The 21,447-nt window shown below is 43.7% G+C and carries 12 protein-coding genes; 5 read left to right on the top strand and 7 right to left on the bottom strand.

The window, feature by feature from the left end; translation table 11 throughout:
• Positions 1–283: 283 nt before the first annotated feature.
• Positions 284–778: a chorismate--pyruvate lyase family protein gene (locus ACSUPM_RS02010; RefSeq protein WP_201577073.1), complete on the bottom strand. Its 495-nt coding sequence runs from the start codon at positions 776–778 to the stop codon at positions 284–286.
• A 112-nt stretch (positions 779–890) separates the two neighbouring features.
• Positions 891–2,279, bottom strand: coding sequence for a GNAT family N-acetyltransferase (locus ACSUPM_RS02005; protein WP_201577072.1), 1,389 nt, complete (start codon positions 2,277–2,279; stop codon positions 891–893).
• Positions 2,280–2,984: 705 nt separating this feature from the next.
• Between ACSUPM_RS02005 and ACSUPM_RS02000 the strand changes: the two genes are divergently transcribed.
• A complete protein-coding gene (locus tag ACSUPM_RS02000; RefSeq protein WP_201582403.1) occupies positions 2,985–5,204 on the top strand; it encodes an NADP-dependent isocitrate dehydrogenase in 2,220 nt (739 codons plus the stop codon).
• A 332-nt stretch (positions 5,205–5,536) separates the two neighbouring features.
• On the opposite strand, the gene icd is transcribed toward ACSUPM_RS02000, so the two are convergent.
• On the bottom strand, positions 5,537–6,796 hold the full coding sequence (gene icd, locus ACSUPM_RS01995) for an NADP-dependent isocitrate dehydrogenase (protein WP_025651682.1): 1,260 nt from the start codon (positions 6,794–6,796) through the stop codon (positions 5,537–5,539).
• A 692-nt stretch (positions 6,797–7,488) separates the two neighbouring features.
• On the opposite strand from icd, the gene ACSUPM_RS01990 reads away from it, so the two are divergent.
• Together ACSUPM_RS01990 and copM are read left to right on the top strand one after the other, a co-directional pair.
• Positions 7,489–8,103 carry a pseudouridine synthase gene (locus tag ACSUPM_RS01990; protein ID WP_173239109.1) on the top strand — a complete coding sequence of 205 codons (615 nt, stop codon included), beginning with the start codon at positions 7,489–7,491 and terminating at the stop codon, positions 8,101–8,103.
• 593 nt (positions 8,104–8,696) lie between these two features.
• Positions 8,697–9,557: a CopM family metallochaperone gene (gene copM, locus ACSUPM_RS01985; RefSeq protein ID WP_025651684.1), complete on the top strand. Its 861-nt coding sequence runs from the start codon at positions 8,697–8,699 to the stop codon at positions 9,555–9,557.
• A gap of 146 nt (positions 9,558–9,703) precedes the next feature.
• Here copM and ACSUPM_RS01980 read toward each other — a convergent pair whose 3' ends face one another.
• Positions 9,704–11,713, bottom strand: a complete 2,010-nt coding sequence (locus ACSUPM_RS01980; RefSeq protein ID WP_436880144.1) for a M61 family metallopeptidase — start codon at positions 11,711–11,713, stop codon at positions 9,704–9,706.
• 326 nt (positions 11,714–12,039) lie between these two features.
• Between ACSUPM_RS01980 and ACSUPM_RS01975 the strand changes: the two genes are divergently transcribed.
• Positions 12,040–12,525: an FKBP-type peptidyl-prolyl cis-trans isomerase gene (locus ACSUPM_RS01975; protein WP_025651686.1), complete on the top strand. Its 486-nt coding sequence runs from the start codon at positions 12,040–12,042 to the stop codon at positions 12,523–12,525.
• 498 nt (positions 12,526–13,023) lie between these two features.
• Here ACSUPM_RS01975 and ACSUPM_RS01970 read toward each other — a convergent pair whose 3' ends face one another.
• Positions 13,024–15,201, bottom strand: a complete 2,178-nt coding sequence (locus ACSUPM_RS01970; protein ID WP_201566138.1) for a carboxy terminal-processing peptidase — start codon at positions 15,199–15,201, stop codon at positions 13,024–13,026.
• A 717-nt stretch (positions 15,202–15,918) separates the two neighbouring features.
• Between ACSUPM_RS01970 and nagZ the strand changes: the two genes are divergently transcribed.
• Complete coding sequence (gene nagZ, locus ACSUPM_RS01965; RefSeq protein WP_436880143.1) at positions 15,919–17,001, top strand: beta-N-acetylhexosaminidase; 1,083 nt, start codon at positions 15,919–15,921, stop codon at positions 16,999–17,001.
• A gap of 281 nt (positions 17,002–17,282) precedes the next feature.
• On the opposite strand, the gene ACSUPM_RS01960 is transcribed toward nagZ, so the two are convergent.
• Both ACSUPM_RS01960 and ACSUPM_RS01955 read right to left on the bottom strand, forming a co-directional pair.
• Positions 17,283–18,881: an OmpA family protein gene (locus ACSUPM_RS01960; RefSeq protein WP_201577430.1), complete on the bottom strand. Its 1,599-nt coding sequence runs from the start codon at positions 18,879–18,881 to the stop codon at positions 17,283–17,285.
• Positions 18,882–19,444: 563 nt separating this feature from the next.
• Positions 19,445–21,040 carry a hypothetical protein gene (locus ACSUPM_RS01955; protein WP_201566137.1) on the bottom strand — a complete coding sequence of 532 codons (1,596 nt, stop codon included), beginning with the start codon at positions 21,038–21,040 and terminating at the stop codon, positions 19,445–19,447.
• Positions 21,041–21,447: the final 407 nt, after the last annotated feature.

Here is a 21,447-nt window from a genome sequence, read left to right as displayed (position 1 = left end):
AAAGGAGGTAAAATAGGCAAGCAAAGGCAATTGGCCTTGTTATTAACTTGTCCATTATAGGCAATAAATTCGACATATAAATGCATCGATATCATCGCTAAAGATTAAGTGTAACATGAAAATTTGTACTGCGAGCGCAAAAAAAACTCACAGCAAGCTGAGCAATTTAAATGACGATATCACGCAGATAAATAGCCAATAAAATAAAGTATTTACTGGCGGCTCACCCATACGGTTAAAACAATATTTTTATTAATATCCTAACTTATATAGTAACGCGTGCTCATTTTAAAAATGAAGCTAAAAACGTTTCGCTAATCAGTAGCGTGCGCCCATACCAATCATAACGCGTTTGTCGTTGCCAGCCAGCATCGGTATGGCTGATAAAACGCTGACTGGGTAAAGTACGACTGCGCTTAAACAACACATATCCGATAGGCGTGCCTTTTAACTGTTGCAGACGTCGCGCGTTGCCTTTGAGACTCGATAAAGGAAAGATACTTTGCGCTGCCACCCACGGCTGCTCATCATTACCATATAACTGCACGTCACGTATCCACGCTAGTAAGGGACGATTCAGCGCTGAACCTTGCAGTCCTAATTGTCGTTTTTGTTGCAAGGTTAGCGCTCGAAAGCCCTCAAAACTGCGTTCTACTCGTAATGGCTGCCCTGCTCTTTGTTCCAACATCGCAGTCAGAGAGCCTTCGGCATTAAGCCAAGATACCAGCTCAGAGGGCGGGGTAAAAGTGGCAGGACTAGCAAAAAGATTACTGGGCATAGTTAACGGCCTAATAGTGAGAATTTAAAAAGTAAACGGCTGCGAGTGTCTGTGAATAAAGCAATGTTAATAAAAGTGAGATTAATAAAAGCAGCAGTAATAATAACGAGCATTAACGATTGATATCAAAGTCTGGCATATTATCGGCGTTAAACGGTAATGCCTCAAATGCCTGCTGACGATATTGCGCCATATGCAAGCGATCTTTTGCACAAAAATCGCTAATCGCTGGCACAAAGCGCGCATCATAAATACGGTGGATAGAGTGAGTGGTCGTTGGAATAAAACCGCGAACCAGCTTATGCTCCCCTTGCGTGCCCGGATCAAAATACCTTAAGCCTTGCTCGATAGCAAACTCAAGCCCTTGATAATAACAAAGCTCAAAGTGCAAGCTATCATACTCACCGAGCGCGCCCCAATAGCGGCCGTACAAGGTAGCATTATCATCAACATTATCGCTGTCCGCTTTATCGTATAAGAATAAGCTACTTGCGATGATTTCACCATCGGCATCCATGGCTTGCGCCAACATGATGTGCTCAGGCATGCTGTCGGCTAGCGCCATAAAAAAATCAAGGGTCAAATATGGCTTTTGCCCACGTACCGCATAAGTCATCACATAACAATGATAGAACGCTTGCCAGTCTTCATCCGTGATGTCGTTACCACACTTACGCTGACAGCTAATGCCTTGCTCGCCGACCTTGCGACGCTCAGCCCGAATAGTCTTGCGTTTTTTGGCTTTTAATGTCGCCAAGAATCCTTCAAAATCCATAAATAGCTGGCTGTCTTGGCTAAGGTTTTTATTTTGCCATAAAAACTGACAACCTTGACGCTCAAGTATCGGCATTTCAATGATAGTCGTAGTAGGAGTAGCGATAGGCGAGCCAATAGGCTTGCTCGCTAAGTCATTCTTTTGGGCGGCGAGCGCTTTTTCTATATCAATCTTAGTCGGCATAGAGTTGATAGCAAGCGAGGACAGCTCATCTGTGACAAACAATCCATGCCAGCCCGACGCGCCTACTTGCTGGGCGACATCATCAACGCCAGCAATCGCCGTCTTTATAATGTCTGCAGTTAAGCTCTCGCCTTCTGCTAACCACAAGCGCTGTCCGGTAATCGGGGTGTAAGGGACACTTGTCACCAGACGTGGGTAATAATCGAGACCGTATTGAGCATAAGCTTGTGCCCAAGAATGGTCAAATACAAACTCACCTTGATGATGACCTTTTATGAACACGGGCATGACGGCTACCGGATGCGTTATGTCTGCCAGTGCTGCCTCTCTCAACTTAGCCGATTCTGCTACGGCATCATTCTGAGTACCCTCTACCCGATGTACCAAGATATAAATAGGTAGCCAGCCTGCTCGCTCACCAATTGCGCCAGTATCACTAAGCGCTTGCCAAAAATCAAATGACATAAAAGGAGTATCTGGCGCTTGCCACTGTGCTTGGCTCTGCCAACTGGTATCACTGAGTAGCGCATATTGTAAAGTCATAGTACCCACACTGTTTTTTCTTAAGGGTTTAGCCTACCAAATATCAGCGCTTTTGCTGTCACAATTTGCAAAAATAGCCATATTTCTTGAAAATTACTTAGCACGCCTTAATATCAAAATAGCATAAAAAAAGCCAGCCACACGAATGTAGATGACTTTACGACACTAGCCGTACTATTTTTAATTGAGCGCTTTCAGCTAATGAGCACACTATTTTTATGAATGATAGGGTGAACGATATATCTATTAATTGCTGTTACCTGATGACTCAAAAAACAGGGTTTAAAGAACGGTAATTGTATAGAAAAGATGATATCAACGCTCATGACTGGTAGAATAAGGCTATTATTAGCTTAATATAATTTGTATACATGAGATATGAATAAAAATAGTACAATTGGTTCATTATGCGAGATTGACATCGCCTTGGATCTATAGTGGGTCAACTATAATCTGCTGTTAGTCAGCCAGTTTTGTGTAGAGAATCACAATACTGTCTCAACGTACTATTTTTAGTTTTGATTCACCACAATTAGCGACAGAAATTTTTAAGTTGCCTTGAGGCTCTCCAAAAGATTACTCATGTTACATTTGCTCCAAGCATGGCCCACTATCGCAGAGAGTCTCTATAGAAACACCCACTTAGAAGCACCCATTGATTTAAGCATTAATATTAACTACAGCCTAAAGGGATACACTACTATAATGTCAAAAATTATTTATACAAAAACTGATGAAGCCCCAGCGCTAGCAACCTTGTCCTTCTTACCTATTGTCAAAGCCTTTACCCAAACCGCAGGGGTTGAGGTGGAAACCACTGATATCTCTGTTGCCGCGCGTGTGTTGGCTGAATTTCCAGAGTATTTAAGTGAAGAGCAGCGCGTTCCTAATAATCTAGCTGAGCTTGGTCGATTGACGCAAGATCCTGACACCAACATTATCAAACTGCCAAATATCAGTGCTTCTGTTCAGCAGCTAAAAGCCTGTATCAAAGAACTACAAAGCAAAGGCTTTGCTATCCCTGACTTTCCAGAAGATCCAAAAACCGACGAAGAACAAGAAATTCGTCAGCGCTATGGTAAAAGTCTAGGCAGTTCGGTCAACCCTGTACTGCGCGAAGGCAACTCAGATCGCCGTGCGCCGAAAGCCGTTAAGAACTTTGCGCGCAAGCATCCGCATTCTATGGGCGAGTGGAAGCAATGGTCAAGTACCCACGTATCACACATGCACAGCGGTGATTTTTATGATGGCGAACAGTCGATAACTTTAGATAAAGCCCGTAACGTGCGTATGGAGCTGTTACTTGAGGATGGTACAACGAAAGTATTGAAGCCAAAAATTGCGTTGCTTGATAAAGAAGTCATTGACCTGATGGTCATGAGCAAAAAATCGCTACTAGAGTTTTATGAGCAAGAAATGGAAGACTGCCGCGAAGCTGGTATCTTGTTTTCACTGCACGTAAAAGCCACTATGATGAAGGTTTCGCACCCTATCGTGTTTGGACATGCGGTTAGAATTTATTATAAAGATGCATTTGACAAGCACGGTGCTTTTTTTGATGAATTAGGCATTAACGTCAACAATGGTATGGCTGATCTATACGACAAAATCTCTACTCTGCCATCCTCTAAACGTGAAGAGATCGAGCAAGACTTGCATGCCTGCCAAGAGCATCGCCCACGTCTAGCGATGGTTGACTCTTCAAAAGGTATCACCAACTTCCATTCGCCAAGTGACATTATTGTCGATGCGTCAATGCCTGCGATGATTCGTAATGGTGGTAAAATGTGGGGCGCTGATGGCAAACTATATGATTGCAAAGCCGTCATGCCAGAGTCTACCTTTGCCCGTATTTATCAAGAAATGATCAACTTCTGCAAATGGCATGGCAACTTTGATCCAACCACCATGGGTACGGTTCCTAACGTAGGCCTCATGGCACAAAAAGCAGAAGAATATGGCTCACATGACAAAACCTTTGAGTCTAGCGCTACCGGTATCGCCCGTATTGTAGATATTGATACCGATGAAGTATTGCTTGAAAAAGATGTAGAAAAAGGCGATATCTGGCGCATGTGTCAAGTCAAAGATGAGCCTATCCAAGATTGGGTGAAACTTGCCGTTCGCCGTGCGCGTGAGTCAGATACTCCCGTCATCTTTTGGTTAGACCCGTACCGTCCGCACGAGAACGAGCTAATCAAAAAAGTTAACATGTATTTGAAAGACCATGATACTGACGGTCTGCACATTGAAATCATGTCACAGGTGCGCGCCATGCGTTATACCTTAGAGCGCGTCGCTCGCGGTCTGGATACTATCTCTGCCACAGGTAATATTCTACGAGATTATCTCACTGACTTATTCCCAATTCTCGAGTTAGGAACCAGTGCTAAGATGCTATCAGTCGTACCATTAATGAAAGGCGGCGGTTTGTTCGAAACTGGCGCTGGTGGTTCTGCACCCAAGCACGTTGAGCAGCTGGTAGAAGAAAACCATTTACGTTGGGATTCATTGGGTGAATTTTTAGCCTTGACGGAGTCATTGGAGCATTTGGCCAAAAACGATGACAATGCTAAAGCGCAAATCTTAGCAGATATGCTCGATAGAGCCACTGAAACGTTGCTGCTAAATGACAAATCACCGTCACGTAAAACCGGTGAGTTAGATAACCGTGGTAGCCATTTCTATCTGGCGATGTACTGGGCTCAGGAGCTGGCCACACAAGACCAAGATGCAGATCTTAAAGCGCAATTCGCCCCGCTAGCGCAAAAGCTTGAGAGCAATGAAGACGCCATTATTAAACAGTTTAATGATGCTCAAGGCAAAGCGGTAGACATCAAAGGCTACTACTTCGCAGATGAAGCATTGGCTGAAAAAGTCATGCGTCCAAGCACCTTATTCAATGAAGCGTTGGCATCGTTGTAATAGATTTAACTGGCTAGCCTTAAGTAACGTTACTTCTTTATACTTTTGCAGCTAGCGTCAGTTAAAAACAATAAAACACCCCGCAGCTCGATAGAGTTGTGGGGTGTTTTTTATTGTCTGTAGATAAAAAGGTAATAGTGCTTATATAGGGTCTGTGCAGACAGAGGCGACAAAAAATTGATATCAGCAGTATCGTAGCGATTCTAAAATTCCTTGACCATAGTTATAACATCAGCATAAAAAAATCACCATAAAAAAGCCACCTACATGATTGTAAATGGCTTTTTCAACAGCTTATATTAAATTGCTTTTAGCTCATCATAAAGCGATGACTAGGCATCCATGTGCTTAATGATTGCTTTACCAAACTCAGAAGTGCTGAGCAAAATAGCATCAGGCATCAAACGCTCAAAGTCATAAGTGACCGTTTTATTAGCGATAGCGCCTTGAATACCATTGATAATGAGGTCAGCGGCTTCTGTCCAGCCCATGTCACGTAACATCATCTCAGCCGATAGAATCAATGAGCCGGGGTTTACTTTGTTCTGACCAGCATATTTAGGCGCAGTACCATGAGTCGCTTCATAGACAGCGATTGCGCCGCCTTTGTTGGCACCCGGTGCAATACCGATACCGCCCACTTCAGCCGCTAGGGCATCAGAGATGTAATCACCGTTTAGGTTAAGCGTGGCGACGACAGAATAATCGGCAGGACGCATCAGAATTTGCTGCAAAAAGGCATCAGCGATGACGTCTTTGATAATGATGTCATTACCCGTTTTTGGGTTTTTCATCGTCATCCAAGGGCCACCATCTAACAACTCTGCATCGAAGCGCTCTGCGGCTAATTCATAGCCCCAGTCTTTAAACGCGCCTTCGGTGAACTTCATGATATTGCCTTTGTGCACTAAAGTCACACTCGGCAAATCGTTATCGATAGCGTGTTGAATGGCTTTACGCACTAGACGCTGCGAGCCTTCTTTGGATACAGGTTTGATACCAATGCCGCAGTCATCGTCGAAACGAATCTTCGTCACGCCCATCTCTTCTTTTAAGAACTTGATGATTTTCTTCGCGTCATCACTGCCCGCCTTCCATTCGATACCGGCATAGATATCTTCTGAGTTTTCGCGGAATATCACCATATCCGTCAGCTCAGGATGCTGCACGGGGCTTGGCACGCCTTCAAACCAGCGAACGGGACGTTGGCATACATAGAGGTCAAGCTCTTGACGCACAGCGACGTTTAATGAGCGGAAGCCGCCGCCTACTGGCGTGGTTAATGGCCCTTTAATACTGATCACGTAATCTTTTAAGATCTCTAGCGTTTCGCTTGGCAGGTAGTCACCATCATAGATTTTGGCCGCTTTTTCGCCCAAATACGCTTCCATCCAAATGATGGACTTTTTGCCATGGTAAGCTTTATCAACTGCAGCATCAACCACCTTGACCATGACCGGAGTGATATCTACCCCAATTCCATCGCCTTCAATGAAGGGAATAATGGGATGATTGGGGACATTCAACGATAAATCAGCGTTGACGGTTACTTTTTCGCCGTCTCTAGGTACGATAACCTTATCATATGACATGGATAAAACTCCTTGGTTGTATGTTGGATGTCGCAAGTTTCATTGGTACTCTAGGCGCTCCATTATGCTTGCGCTACTTTATTATGGCTATGCGTGGTTATAGTTATACGTAATTCACGTCTTTAGCTAAGCGAGAAAAAATCAAGTACTTACGATCTTATATTTACGGCTCTTAAATGTGGGCATTTTGCAAATCCATTCTGAACTCACATTATGGCACTCAATGCTTTAACATAAAAAATCGGAAAAAATTTTAATAATAGCCATAGACTGAGCAATGAAAAGAAAAGCCAGCTAACAATAACATCAGCAAAAAAATTATGAAAATAAGTAAAATAACAAAAATACTTTATATAAACTTAATAATTATTGATAATTTACAAGCCTAGGTAACTGTACAAATCTGATGTGCTATCCTAATCATTGTACTAAGATAAAGGGCTACGCAACAATTTTTCTGGCGCATAACCCATATGCAAGTATCAATATTATAAATACCACTATTATAACATGGTTTTACTGTAGATATAAAATCGCACCCTCATAGGCTATGGCTGATAAGTTAATACATTATTTGTTGTGTGTTCTTTTTTGATTACAATAGCGTTAATTGAGTTATCAGCCGCTTCATAATCGGTCTAATTCTTACCTTTCATGCTTTATCAATATCTTTATTTAGGAAATGCTATTTTATGTCGACCACCAGTCTCATTTTGTTTAATAAGCCTTACGGTGTGCAAAGTCAGTTCCGTGATGACAGCAACAACGACCACACCACCCTATCGGAATATTTCACGGATAAGTCTTTGCGCGTTGCTGGCAGATTAGATGCGATATCTGAAGGGTTACTGATTTTGACGAGTGATGGCAGGGTTAATAAAGCCATTACTCATCCACCAAAAGCCAATGCTGGACGTAAACAAGGTAAGACTTATTTAGTACAAGTTGAAGGTACTCCTACTGCCGAGCAACGTGATAAGCTTCGACAAGGCGTGATTCTTAAAGATGGTAAAACTCTGCCTGCCGACATCAAACAGCTTAGTGAAGAGGATTTACCGATGCCACTTTGGCAACGTGACCCGCCTATTCGTGAGCGTAAAAGCATACCCACATCATGGTTGATGCTGACGATTTATGAGGGTAAGAATCGTCAAGTCAGACGCATGACGGCGCATGTTGGCTTGCCTTGTCTGCGTCTTATTCGTTGGTCAGTGGCAGGCTTTGAATTGGGAGAACTGGCAGTTGGTGAGTTTGTGCGTATCCATTTAGACAGTGCAAAACTGCGAGAATTGGGTGTTCATAATTAATCGAACCTAACATCATGTTGATGTCGGTATTATGAGGGTCTGTTGAACATTCAAATGTGGTACTGGCAGCGTCTATTTTTTAGACAATACGCAGTGAAATTTTTGACGACTAGTCGTTCTAGGTTAGACAATTTCGCCATGTATTGGTAAAAAATAGCCCTGCCCTGAAAGGCTGATACTAAAATCACCCCAAACATTGTTGTAAACCTAGCTAAGGTCTCGACATTATCGTCGGTTTAGGCCTAGTTTGATGCGATTTTAGCGATCAGCAGTCCTAATATTTGAATGTTCAACAGACCCTAACATTAATTATCACTTTTATGAATAATATCTACCAACTATCACGTGTTCGAGTATAGATAGCAACAACAGATAATATAAATAAGATAATGGATAAATCGACACACGTATCTGCTTGAGAGAGCTCAGTCATGAAATCGAGCAAATATATTACGACCTGTTAAACATAGCGTCTCGAACTGGTAAGGTTTATCTGCTAAGATTCAGCACTTCACTGCCTTAGTGCCATATTAGTGGCGTACTTTGACTTTGCCTCTATTTATTGTTCCTCTTATCTCTTTTAAGGATATGTCATGATTCCTTCGCGTCGTTTCGCCTTGTTCGCCACCAGCATTGCTGCGGCACTTATACTGAGCGCTTGTCAGCCAGCAACCGAGAACGATGAGGGGATGCCTACAGAAAAAGTGGCGACACCATCGACTGAGATGCCTGCGAATCATGAAGGCATGGACATGGATGCTCACGCAGGTCACGATATGACAGGTGGCGATGCAATGGCGGATGAGATGCAAATGACGGATATCCTCCAAGACTACACCAAGTCAATGACGAGAATGCATGATGAGATGATGATCGGCATGGTCTATAACGATGCTGATACTGCCTTTGCGAAAGGTATGCTGGGACATCATCGCGGCGCCCTAGACATGGCAAAAATCGAGCTAAAGTATGGTACTGACGCCGCCATGCGAGAGCTGGCGCAAGAAATCATAACGGCGCAGCAAGCTGAAATAGACATTATGAATAAATGGCTCGCTGGCCATCCCGATGCAGCTAAACCCAAGCCTAATACTCAAGCGATGCAGCAAGCTTATGCCAAGAGCATGGATGCAATGCATGATGACATGATGCTAGGTATCGCTGACCCTGTCCCTGATATGGCGTTTGCACGAGGTATGTTGCCCCATCACATGGGCGCTGTAGACATGGCAAAAATACAGCTTAAGTACGGTACTGATGCCGAGATGCGCAAATTGGCGCAAGATATCATCGATGCCCAGCAGTCTGAAATTGAACGCATGCAAAACTGGATTGCCGCTAACAAAACCGCCGAGGTTAATAACAACGCTGTTAGTAACGATACTGTTGGCAATGACGCTACTGTTAAAAATGAGGCATCCACTAAAGCGCCTGCTGAGCAACCTGCTATCTAAATTGACTATGGTTCAATCGGTACCGATAAATGTACAAGCTATCACATCAAACCCCTGCTAATCATAAATGCTTAGCAGGGGTTTTTGTTTTTACTCGGACATATTGAATCATAGCTACGGTTCTAAGTATGTTAAAACTGCTCTATTTACGCTTGTTGACGTGCCATGACATCAAGCCATACCTGCCAGCTTGGCTGTACGGTTGAATGGTCACTACTATCGTCTGATACTGACTCTGTCTTTGCTAAGTACAAGCTTACTTTGTGCGGAAAGGTTTTGTCGTCTATGCTCTGCTGTTTTGCACTATTAAGCACCGCTTTAGGTAGTACGCTGACGCACATCAACTCATCGCGACGAAACAGGTAACATTCAACCTCACGCTCTGCTTTAATAAGCGACGCTAATTGCTTGGTGTCTGCCTTGATACCGTCAATAGCGATGATGACATCATGCGCCGATATACCAGCGTTGGCAGCCACACTGTCACGCGTCACGCGATTAACCTTCAGTCCAGCTGGCGTCTCACTACAGCGCATACCCCAAGGCACATGCTTATCGGCAGTTTCTTTGCTATTAACATGTATTTTTATGCCGTTTGCCGTTAATAATGCTTCAATGGGTAATTCTTCCACCCCATTGACATAGCGGCGCTCAAACTCTTGCCAGTCAGTAAGCGCCATAAATTGCCCGACAACTTTGCCCATATCGGCACTGCTGATACCAATCCGTCGGTTGTCATTCTGCGTTGCTTGGTTATAAAAAGCCTTGACCACATCAAATAACCGATAACGACCGTTGCTCTTTTCGAGTAAAGTTAAATCTAAACAAAGCGCCACCAATGCGCCTTTATTGTAGTAACTGATCCCAGCATTACCTGTGTTTTCATCATTACGATACAGCTTAATCCACGCATCAAAACTCGACTCAGCGACACTTTGATAGGCGCGTCCAGGCGTTTGATAGTAGCGATTGATTTGTTCAGCCAGTAATTTAAGATAGCTTGGTTTATCAATCACGCCTGATGCTTGCAACATAAAATCATCAATATAAGAAGTAAAACCTTCAAATACCCAAAGCAGCGGTGTAAAAGCTTCACGGCGCAAATCGACATCCAACATGACATCTGGGCGTACGGTTTTTACCCACCACGCGTGAAAGTACTCGTGGCTACATAAGCCTAAAAATCGCTGATAATCGCTGCTAGGTACTTTTGGTTCGTCAATACTTGGTAAGTCGCGACGCGGGGTAATCAGGCTGGTCGAATTGATGTGCTCAAGACCTCCGTAGTCTTGCCCACTGGCAAACGTCATAAACGTATAGTCATTGAATGGTGCATCACCCAGCCAATCGAGATACGTCTGACAAATGTGGGTGACGTCTTGCTGTAACCTGCCCATATTGGCACTATGCTTACCCGACAGATAAAAACGGTGAGGTAGGGTCTGATGCGCATTATCTTGGACAATAAAGTCAAATTTGTCCTGTTCAGCGATTTCAAAAGGATAATCAATCAGCTCGTGATAGCTGTTTGCCTGTAGTGCAAAGCACTGCTGCCCATCAAGTCGTAAATGGGTAGATTCAAGACCACAAGCTAAGAGCACACGGCTTTCTTGTTTATCCGCAAAAAATGCGGCTGGCACCATTAATCTCACTTGTATGGGCGTTTGTTCTTGACCATCTACCGCTAGCGCTAAAGAGGTAAAGTTTCCGTATAAGCGCTGCTGATCGACATAAGCGGTGCGAACAGATAAGTCATAACAATAGACTTCATAATAGACGTCTACGGTCTGCCCTGCTTTAACTTTTGGTAATTGCCAGGTATTTTTGTCTGTCTTTATCGCGCGCTCTATCTCAACGTTTTCATTACTATCATCAGTGATTTGGTAATATACCGCGGTAATGTTGCGAGCAAACTCGCGCATCAGATAGCTCCCTGGTATCCATGCTGGCAACCACAGCTTTGGTGAGTCTACGTTTGCTGTAAAGGTAAGCGACACATCTACTAAGTGCTCATAAAAACGCTCAAAATCGAATCGATAACTGCTATCGGCTACGATTTCAGCATTCTCACTGATTGAAGTCGTACTTATTGACTTATTATTGGGAGTGTCGGTGTTAGAACTATTGATATCAGCTTTATTGGTAAATGAATTCATCGTCTTTCTCATCTTTATTTTTATCGTTATGGTAGAAGTCCTTAACCGAAAACGCAACGGGCAAACCAGAAAGAACAAGCACGCTACTCTGTAAATGATAGAAAACAACGTTTATTTTCATAAATTATGATATTAATTTGCATTTTTTATCACTTTTCCCTTGAAAGTTATGTGAGCCATCGCAATTAAAGATGCTAACTGCTAAAGTTACTTTAATAAACTGATGATAATTGACTAATGACGTGGCTATCTGGCTTGCCGATTGGCTTTTTTAGGTTTATTGCAACCGTATTTAATTTTTTACACAGATATATTTAGGATAATTTATGACTACTATCGCAAAAGACACTGCCGTCAAATTCAATTACACACTAAAAGACGACGAAGGCAACGTGCTTGACCAATCACCAGAAGGTCAGCCACTTGCTTATCTACATGGTCACAGCAACATCATCCCAGGCCTAGAAAAACAACTAGAAGGCAAATCTGCTGGCGAAACAGTAAACGCTGTCGTTGAGCCTGCTGATGGCTACGGCGAATACCAAGAACAAGCGGTACAGCATGTGCCACGCGATAACTTCCAAGGCGTTGATGACATCCAGCCTGGTATGCAATTCCAGTCAGAAGCCGGTGGCCAAGTAATGTTGGTGACGGTTACTGAAGTAAATGATGACGAAGTGGTCGTTGATGCCAACCATCCACTAGCTGGTAAGCGTTTGACTTTTGATGTTGAAATTCAAGAAGTACGTGCAGCGACTGAAGACGAACTAAACCACGGCCATGTCCATGGCGCAGGCGGCGTTGAGCACTAATCTCTATTTGAGTATTAGAAAACATTTAAACGATAAGCGAGTACGATGAAGCTTGTCGTTTATTGTAAAAGGTCAGTAGATACGTCTACTGGCCTTTTTTTATGTTTTACGGCTTATCTATAAAAATACTTTATCCCAAACGTAACAAAGCCGCATAACGACGAGCGCTATGCGGCTTTTATCACCAACCATCCATGTTAACGCTACATGATACCTAATCCCGAGGCATCCTATAACTAGCAGGCATCCAGCCTTATTATCCCTAATTAGCAAACCATCTATCCCTGATGCGATCTTTAAGATACCAATCCCTAGTATCAATGAACTGTTTCGTTCAATCGTGCCGTACAGTTATAATCGCAGATTGACCCAAGGTTAGTAAGAGGTCGAAGCGTCAATCCATGTAAGCATATGCTTACATGGTTGTTTATATGACCGCTTTTATGGTTCGCTCATATACGGCTGCTATAGACTCTCTTCAGGGCTAACCGTTGCTTTTCAATCAGCGCTGAGCATAATATAAGCCGCTTCATTGATAAAAGCTTCGTCTTCAGGTAGCTCTGGACGCTCATTGGCTTTCATTTGACTACGCTCTTCAAACTTCGCATCCATCGCCGCCTGATAAGTGTTCCAGTTGGCATACGGACGCTCACCTGTAGCGATAAGGCGCTTATTCTCCGCTTCTAATGAACGCTTTTCGATTAGCTGCATTTTGGCACGGCGGCTATTGATATCGAGATTGACAGGCTTTTTCTCATCATCCATATCGCGAATGTCATTCAACGCAGATAAGTAAATAAACTGTGGATCCTTTTGCTGACGAATTGTAGACTGCTGGTTCAGCGTCGCTAACGTATCGCTAGTGAATTTACCTTCAGGCTTATAAGGCGCGGTTTTGATGGTATCCCAAGGCAGCGCTTTTTTCTGTGCCCGCTCGCCAAAGGTAGCATCGTCATAGATATTAACCAATTCGACATCGGGGACTACGCCTTTATTCTGCGTACTGCCGCCGGTGATACGATAGAATTTACGTTGGGTTAAGGTCGCTGAACCCAAGGCTAAATTGTCCAGCTGAATCTGGGCAGAGCCTTTGCCAGTTGTGGTACTGCCAACCACCAAACCACGGCCATAATCTTGAATGGCGGCAGCAAAAATCTCACTTGCAGAGGCAGACGCTAAGTTAGTAATGACCACCATCTTGCCGTCATAGAGTTGTTCGCCACCATCGTCGTCACGGTATACTTGGATGTTGCCGCGATTGTCACGGATTTGGACCAGTGGACCACTCTTAATAAAGAAGCCGAGCATTTTGGCCACTTCATCTAACGAGCCACCAGGGTTGTTGCGTAAATCAACCACGAGGCCATCGATGTTTTCTTTATTTAATTCTTTGAGCGCTTTTTCGGTATCGATACTGACACTACGATAATCTTCACCGTTACGGCGCGCCTGATAGTTCAAATAAAAGCTTGGTATCTCAAGGACACCAATACGCTTGGGTGTTTTATCGATATTCGGACGCTGTACTTCTACGACGCGCTGGGTAACGCCTGATTCTTCTTGCTGAATAATATCGCGCACCACAGTGACGGTACGGGCGCTGGCTTCTGGTGCGCTGGCCTGACGTAGCTTGAGCGTGACTGAAGTACCGCGCTTACCACGAATGAGACTGACGATTTCACGCGTCGACCAACCGACTACATCGGTCATGTTTTTGCCGTCTTTGGCGATACCAATAATCAAGTCATTGGGCTTAATCTGTCCCGTTTTTGCCGCTGGCCCACCATCTACCAAGGTCACGATGCGTGTATAGTCTGGGTTTTTACGATCTGGCCGGATAGAAACACCAATGCCTTCTAACTGTAGACTGGATTGAATCTGCAACTCTGTCGCTTGAATAGGTGCATAATAATTGCTGTGCGGATCATAAGTGAGCATCGCTGTGTTTAAGATAGTCTCCATGATTTCGTCATCTTTGAGACGCTTAAACTGCTCTTGTTGACGTGACAAACGATTGAGCAAAATCTCACTGGGCGTGCGCTCATCATTACGGATCAAATCCTGACCACGAGTGATGTCTGGATTATTTAAGAAAACTTGCTCTTTGGCTTTTTCATCTTCTTGACCCAAAGTGATACTCATCAGCTGAAACTTCAGCTGACGCGCCCAATAATCACGCTGTTCTTTTTTGGTCTTAAAATGGCTAAGCTTTTCGCGGTCAAGGACGATGGTCTCATCGCTGGTCAAATCCAGATCCGTCTTTAGCATTTTGCTTGCCATGGCAAAATATTCGTTTGAGCGTTTACGATAGCGCTCGAATACCTCTACCCCTGCAGACAAATCACCACGTTTGAGGCGATCACCGAACTCGGCGGCATATTTTTTCTTTAGCTCATCAACATCAGATTGCAAAAACAAGGTATGGTTTGGATCAAGGCTATCAATATACATAGACAGAATTTCGCTGCCTGTTTTGCTATCGAGAGACTGATTGAGATAATGGCTGCGATCCAGCAAGGCGGCGACCTGACGAGTAGTGACTTTTTGTTCAGGTGTCTGGACGAAACCTTCAGTGTTGGTATCTGCCACTGCGGTACCGTAGCTCTGAGTAAGAATAAGACCGGCGATGCCCACTGACGCTGCACTGAGTAACCACTGTGCTGGTTGTTTTTTCATCATATCTACCTAGTTATTTTAAGTTAAAAGTATTATTAATTTTCATCGAAAGAATTTGCTTGGTCATTCCCTATGCATCAAATTTAGTTATTCTCTTACAGCGCTGCTTTTCACAAACCATCTTTATGGCATTCACTTTATATTGCATTAACCTTGTTATGAATTTGACGATTTCTAAGCAAGATACTTTATAAGACTTCAGCATTGGCATTACCTACTTCAGCATTGGTATTACCTAATGATATTGCTACTTAATAAAATGACTGCTTTATCATATTGATCGTTGAACAAAATACTGCCAACGTCTTGCAAAAAATCAATCAATACTAGCATGAGCATAAATGTGCAACTGTCTCAATCTGTATAAGCAATATTACACTTTACCTCGGTACATACCAAACTTTCTAGCATATTTATTAGCGATGGCTGCTGCTCGCTGCTTGACAGATATCGGTCATTCATTTCGGTCAATTTAACCAGTAGATTATGCGCAGCTCACAATAGCTGTCATAATATATCGATAATAGTGAGTGATTATTGCGCTTATTTACCCTGATTGATGGTGCGCTGAGCTCATAATATAACACTGAATAGTCGATTCTATTTGCCTTTGTTACAAAGGAAATTGCGTGCAGTTAGGCAGACCGTACTGTACGCTGATTGATACAATAATGGTTTTAGAGTAGATGACTGATATAACATAATAAGGATCACGCGATGTATGGCGTCTTAATGATTGATATTGATAGTACCGCACTGACTGCTGAAGATGTGAGTTTAATCAAACAAGCCCAAGTTGGTGGGATCATCTTGTTTGGCCGAAATGTCAAGGATGCCGCGCAAGTGCGCGCAATGTGTGACGATATACGCTATCACAACGCCGATATCTTGATCGGTGTTGATCAAGAAGGTGGGCGCGTCGCAAGATTACGTGAAGGTTTTACCCCATTGCCCGCGATGGGGCGACTGGGTGAGTTATTTAATCAAGATCCTAGCCGTGCGCTTAGCTGCGCTTATGACTGTGGCTATCTAATGGCAGCAGAAGTGCTGGCCGTGGGCATAGATCTGAGCTTCGCACCGGTACTCGACACAGACGGTATTAGCCAAGTGATTGGTGACCGTAGCTTTCATCAGCAGCCGCAAGCCATTACGGCTTTGGCGACCCAGTTTATGCGCGGTATGAAAGCGGCTGGCATGGCAACCACTGGTAAGCATTTCCCCGGTCACGGCGCCATCGCTCCTGATTCTCATGTATCAGAAGCGATCGACAGCCGCAGTTTGGATGAGATTATGCACAGTGACATGCAGCCGTTCGCCCAAACGCTGCCTTGGCTTGATGCGTTGATGCCAGCGCACGTGATTTTTTCACAGGTAGATAACAAGCCAGCGGGATTCTCTAAAATTTGGCTGCAAGACATCATCCGTGATGAGCTAAAATTTGATGGCGTTCTATTCTCTGATGATTTATCTATGGCAGGCGCGCAAGCAGCTGGGGATGTTAGCGCGCGCGTCAAAGCTGCGATTGAAGCTGGTTGCGACATTGCTTTGGTATGCAATGATAGAGTTGCGGCTCATGAAGCGGCCGAAGCGGCGCAAAACTTGCCCTACCCCAATCAAAAACGTATCAAAACCATGTGCGGGCAGATACCCGTTTGGCAAGGTAATCTTGAGGCGACTTGTCAGCAGTTTGACTATTGGCAGCAAGCAAAGCAAAACGTGACTCAGACCTTTTTTAATACCTTGGCAGAGCAGCCATTTACAGATAATGCGGCATCAAAAGATCCTACTGTCTATAAATAATAGCCCGTCATTTTTTTAGTAAATCCATAAATATAGTCAAAATATCCTAAAATCGCGACGGTATTGCTGATATCAATTTTTTGTCGCCTCTGTCTGCGCAGGCACAGCAAGCAACAAAAATGGATATTAGCAGTGCGTGATGGTTCGATATTACTTTTCACTGACTATATATGCCAAATCTATAGCAAATAAAAAACCGCATCTTTTTTTAGATGCGGTTTTTTGGTATTAATGACTTTTAAATATCAATCGTTTTCTTACTATCAATCACTGTCTAAAGACTACTGAGTATTAACTTGTGGATCTACTACCGTCCCACGACTTGCATCATCACCATCTGGCAAGAGATCATCATTGTTGCTGTCTAATGGGTTTAAGTCCGGATCAAGGGCATTGTTGGTGATCGTCATACCATCATTTGCACTGACAGTCTCATCATTGACCAAAAACTCAATACGGCGGTTGCGGAAGCGACCTTGTTCCGTTGAGTTATCAGCGATAGGATCTGTTTCACCCATGCCTTTGGTGCTCAGCTTGCTCGCATCGATACCTTGAGAGACTAAGTATTCTTTTACAGATTCGGCACGGTCGCGAGACAGCTTCAGATTATAAGCATCCGATGCTTGGCTATCGGTATAACCAATAATCATCAGATTCATATCTGGGACGTCTGTCATAATCTTGGCAGCGCGGTCAAGAAACGCTTTATTAACATCAGGAATAAAAGCTTTATCTACTTCAAAGTTAATTACTTGTAGACTTAAAGCACGGGCAACATCACGTGGATCTGGATTGTCTCCAAGGTTTGACATAGCAACATCGGCTGCCGCTAAACTATTATCAATTTCACCCTGCAAATCTAGTGGCCCCTCAGCTTGCACCGTCATCGCTGGTGCAGCCGCTTGTAAATCAGCGACCAGTTTATCCAACGCTGCTGCATCTGGTGCATTGACAGTAATGTTATCACCTTTAATAATCATACTGGCGTTTGGTACATTTTTGACAATAGGTAAGATAGTGGCAAGTTGCGCAGCAGCTGGCATGTCTATTGCAAAATTATCATCAACATCGGCGCGGCACTTATTGGCTTCATCCCCAAACGCACTGGTAAGCGCATTCATGACATTGGTCTGTAGCGTCTCATTACCCACATTCATGCGGCAAGCGTACAATTCACTATTTTCACCAGTAGCAATGCTCAATGAGGCAGGCTCAACAGCAGCAGCAACCGCTGCACCATCGCCTTCCGCCGCTTGCTCTTGGGTGACAGCAGGCGTAGCGACAGGCTCAGGGTTGTCTTGGCAGCCTCTCAGCAAAGCCCACGCCAAAGCACCTAAAATAATCAGACCAATAATAGGCAGCAGCGCTTTCATAAAGCTGCCTTCTTTCTCTTCTTCACGTTGTAGCGGTGCGGTACTGACCGTATCAGACATTCGCGCACCTGCAGGAGCAGCGGCAATCATACCGGCAGGCAGAACCGCACTTGCCCATGCAGGGATATGATGTTGATAGCTAGCAAGGTTGTCGTTCAAAAACTGTGGCACCGGTGTGGTTCCTGCCAAGCTTTTTATTTCATGGTAAGCAAGCGGTGCTGCCATCGCAATCAAACCACGAGATGCAGTGACATCGACATTGTGTTTGCCAGCCAGCTCGCGAGCTATCTGGTCACGGTGAGCGCTATCCGTCCATACCCGATCATAAAATCCTTGATCGTCACGGGCGATATTTTCGTTAGCAAAACGCTCATGCGTATCTTTGTCTGCCAAACGCGCCGCAAAAATAGCATAAAACTGCTCAAGTAGATTTTGTTTAGCAGGGCTACGGTCATCTCCCAATACTGCGGGGCTGACTGTTCGCGTTAAATGACTGATAATATCCATAGTATAAGTCCTCCATTAATTCTTATTAATATAATTTGTCTTTTGAATAGGGCTAAGATTTTTTCTCAGAATTATTAGAATTTACTTTTTTATTTTTTAATTCACTAAAAGCAAAGTCGATAATTATGATGGTAGCAACTATTTACCTATCCGTTAAAACATCTAAAAAGCAAAATCATCATGCAAGTCACTATAAAATAAATAGCTGTAAAAAAGGTTCGTCACTATTAGTTCACTGTTTAGTCACTATAAAAAAGCAACAAGCGCAATTGATGATGATTACATTCAACTTTCGTCATTATAAAAGTATTAAGGTATTTTTCACAATCAATACGCTGTTGTGCAAATGCTACATTAAGTAATGTTTCAGTTGTTACACGTAACTAGAAAGCCGCTGAAGTACAAATCGCTAACATAACAATAGTAAATAAGGTCGTATGTGTATTATTTATTAAACAGTCATTTTCAATAGCAATAAAACGATTTGATTTTATCTTTCATATTATTTATTTAAAAAAAAGTTGTGATTACGGTATGACTCATACTAAAGCTTAGCGACTGACCTACTTATTTCTTACTTGTGCAGGTTCAGCGACGATAACATTACTCGCCATATCCTCTACTTCAGACAAAGAGATTGGGCCTGACGGCCTATTGTTTGTAGAGGAATTGCTATTTGAGTTACTATTTAAATTACTAGGTACATTAGTGAGACTGCCATTATTACTGCGCACCGGATTGTTGCGTGCTGGCGCAGGCATCATACTATCGTCCGTATCGTCATCGCTTGCTTGATACTCTCCAGCACCATTATTGCTTGCATTGTTGTTATAGGCGTCACTATTAACATTGTTTGTAGCGCTGCCACTGGAGTCAAACTGAGGGTTCTGACCATTCATAGCCGCCATATCCTCTACGCCACTGCCATTGTTAGGTAATGGCAGTGGTGCCGCGCTATCAATCATCAGCGCTGGCGCTAACGTACGCATATCAGTGACCAAACGCTGTAATAGCATACTGTCTGGTGCTTCCAAGCTCACCCGCTCATTTTGCAGATGTAGCCGAGCAAATGGCGTTGATCTCAGCATGGTCAAGATATTCGGCAATACCTCTGTTGGCATATTAGCCATACTCTTAGCCACGCCCGCTTGTATCGTCAGCTCACAGATACCGGCCTGCTCACCAAAACTTGTATTAAGCGCTTGTTGCAACGTGCTTTGTAGCGCCTCATCGCCAACCGTTGCGCTACAAGTATAGAGACTGCCACTATCGTCTACCCCGACGATTAGCTCAACTGGCGTCAAAACCTGTGGTGCTGGCTCAGTAGGGGGCGGGGCAACGACAGGCGCAGGCGCTACAGGTTCTACTGGCGCTGTCATGTTGGGCTTGATCAATAGCGCCCATGCAGCAAAGCCCAACGCAGCAATGGCGGCTATTAATAAAAATACCCGTACCAATAGATCGTTGCGTTGATTACGGGTGCGAACTTTTTCCCGTTTCATGCTGCCATTTTCTGCTAAATGATGGGCAGCAGGGCTGGCATGGATAGCATGGATAGCATCAGAAGCATTATTTATATCTGTATTGCTATGCTTATCTAAATGCACACTAGCATTTGGAGAGCTATTGCTATTCTCTGTAGCCGCTTCTATTGGCGGTGCTGGCATTGCTGCTGTATTAGCAGATGCTATGACATTTGGCGTATTGCTAGATGTCTGAATATCTTGAGCAGCGCTGATAACTGGTGCTGACCATATGGGTAAATACTGGCGCAAGGTGGGCTGCTCTTTTTGCAAAAACGCAGGCAAAAACTGTCCACTCGCCAGTGCCTTTAGTTCACGGTAAGCCAGTGGCGCAGCATTTATAAGCAATTGGGTGGTCGCAAGCTCATCGATATGATGAGTGGCGGCAAGTTCTTGTATGAGTGTCTGCCGCATATTTGGGGCGAGCCAGAGCTGCTCAAATAAAGGGCTTTCTGTCACGCTATCAGCAACGATCACTTGATCAGATCGCAACAACTGCGAATATACCTCTGGCAAAGCCAAGCGTGCGGCCAAAATCGCATAAAACTGCTCAAGGAGACTGACATGGGCAACGCTGCTATTATTGCCTAGCACAGCGGGCGTGACGCTTTGTTCTAGTTGTTCAATGATACTCATGACTGACGGCCTCTATCGGCTTAATATAGTTAATCCTAGTGAAATCAGATACAGTGTCAGGCTCGTTCAGTCTACTATTTGCAGTCCTGTCACTCGCTTTTCTTGTATCTAAATTCCTTTCAACCGACTATAGTTTATATTTATAAAAGCAATAAATCATTCCTTATCACTTTATTTGATGTTTTTTCTACAAACTTATGCCTTATAAATGGCACTCTATAAAACAGCTATATCCGTGACAGTGCTTATGGTACATCGCTTGTATGACCCAGCTTATAATTTGTACTTACACTTATATCAGCAGCACTATAGACTGCTGCTATCAACGTATTTAGCGCTACCGTTACTGTCCGTATACGAAGCATTACTTACTCATCTTTATACACTGCTATATTGTTAGGGTATGT

Source organism: Psychrobacter okhotskensis (assembly GCF_965638355.1).
Classification (GTDB): Bacteria; Pseudomonadota; Gammaproteobacteria; order Pseudomonadales; family Moraxellaceae; genus Psychrobacter; species Psychrobacter okhotskensis.
Note: the sequence above shows the minus strand (reverse complement) of the source record. Positions and strands in the feature narration are given on the sequence as shown.

Bases quoted from the DNA above. Each gene is read 5' to 3' on its own strand.
- ACSUPM_RS02010 (WP_201577073.1), bottom strand. From the start codon at position 778: ATGCCCAGTAATCTTTTTGCTAGTCCTGCCACTTTTACCCCGCCCTCT.
- ACSUPM_RS02005 (WP_201577072.1), bottom strand. From the start codon at position 2,279: ATGACTTTACAATATGCGCTACTCAGTGATACCAGTTGGCAGAGCCAA.
- ACSUPM_RS02000 (WP_201582403.1), top strand. From the start codon at position 2,985: ATGTCAAAAATTATTTATACAAAAACTGATGAAGCCCCAGCGCTAGCA.
- icd (WP_025651682.1), bottom strand. From the start codon at position 6,796: ATGTCATATGATAAGGTTATCGTACCTAGAGACGGCGAAAAAGTAACC.
- ACSUPM_RS01990 (WP_173239109.1), top strand. From the start codon at position 7,489: ATGTCGACCACCAGTCTCATTTTGTTTAATAAGCCTTACGGTGTGCAA.
- copM (WP_025651684.1), top strand. From the start codon at position 8,697: ATGATTCCTTCGCGTCGTTTCGCCTTGTTCGCCACCAGCATTGCTGCG.
- ACSUPM_RS01980 (WP_436880144.1), bottom strand. From the start codon at position 11,713: ATGAATTCATTTACCAATAAAGCTGATATCAATAGTTCTAACACCGAC.
- ACSUPM_RS01975 (WP_025651686.1), top strand. From the start codon at position 12,040: ATGACTACTATCGCAAAAGACACTGCCGTCAAATTCAATTACACACTA.
- ACSUPM_RS01970 (WP_201566138.1), bottom strand. From the start codon at position 15,201: ATGAAAAAACAACCAGCACAGTGGTTACTCAGTGCAGCGTCAGTGGGC.
- nagZ (WP_436880143.1), top strand. From the start codon at position 15,919: ATGTATGGCGTCTTAATGATTGATATTGATAGTACCGCACTGACTGCT.
- ACSUPM_RS01960 (WP_201577430.1), bottom strand. From the start codon at position 18,881: ATGGATATTATCAGTCATTTAACGCGAACAGTCAGCCCCGCAGTATTG.
- ACSUPM_RS01955 (WP_201566137.1), bottom strand. From the start codon at position 21,040: ATGAGTATCATTGAACAACTAGAACAAAGCGTCACGCCCGCTGTGCTA.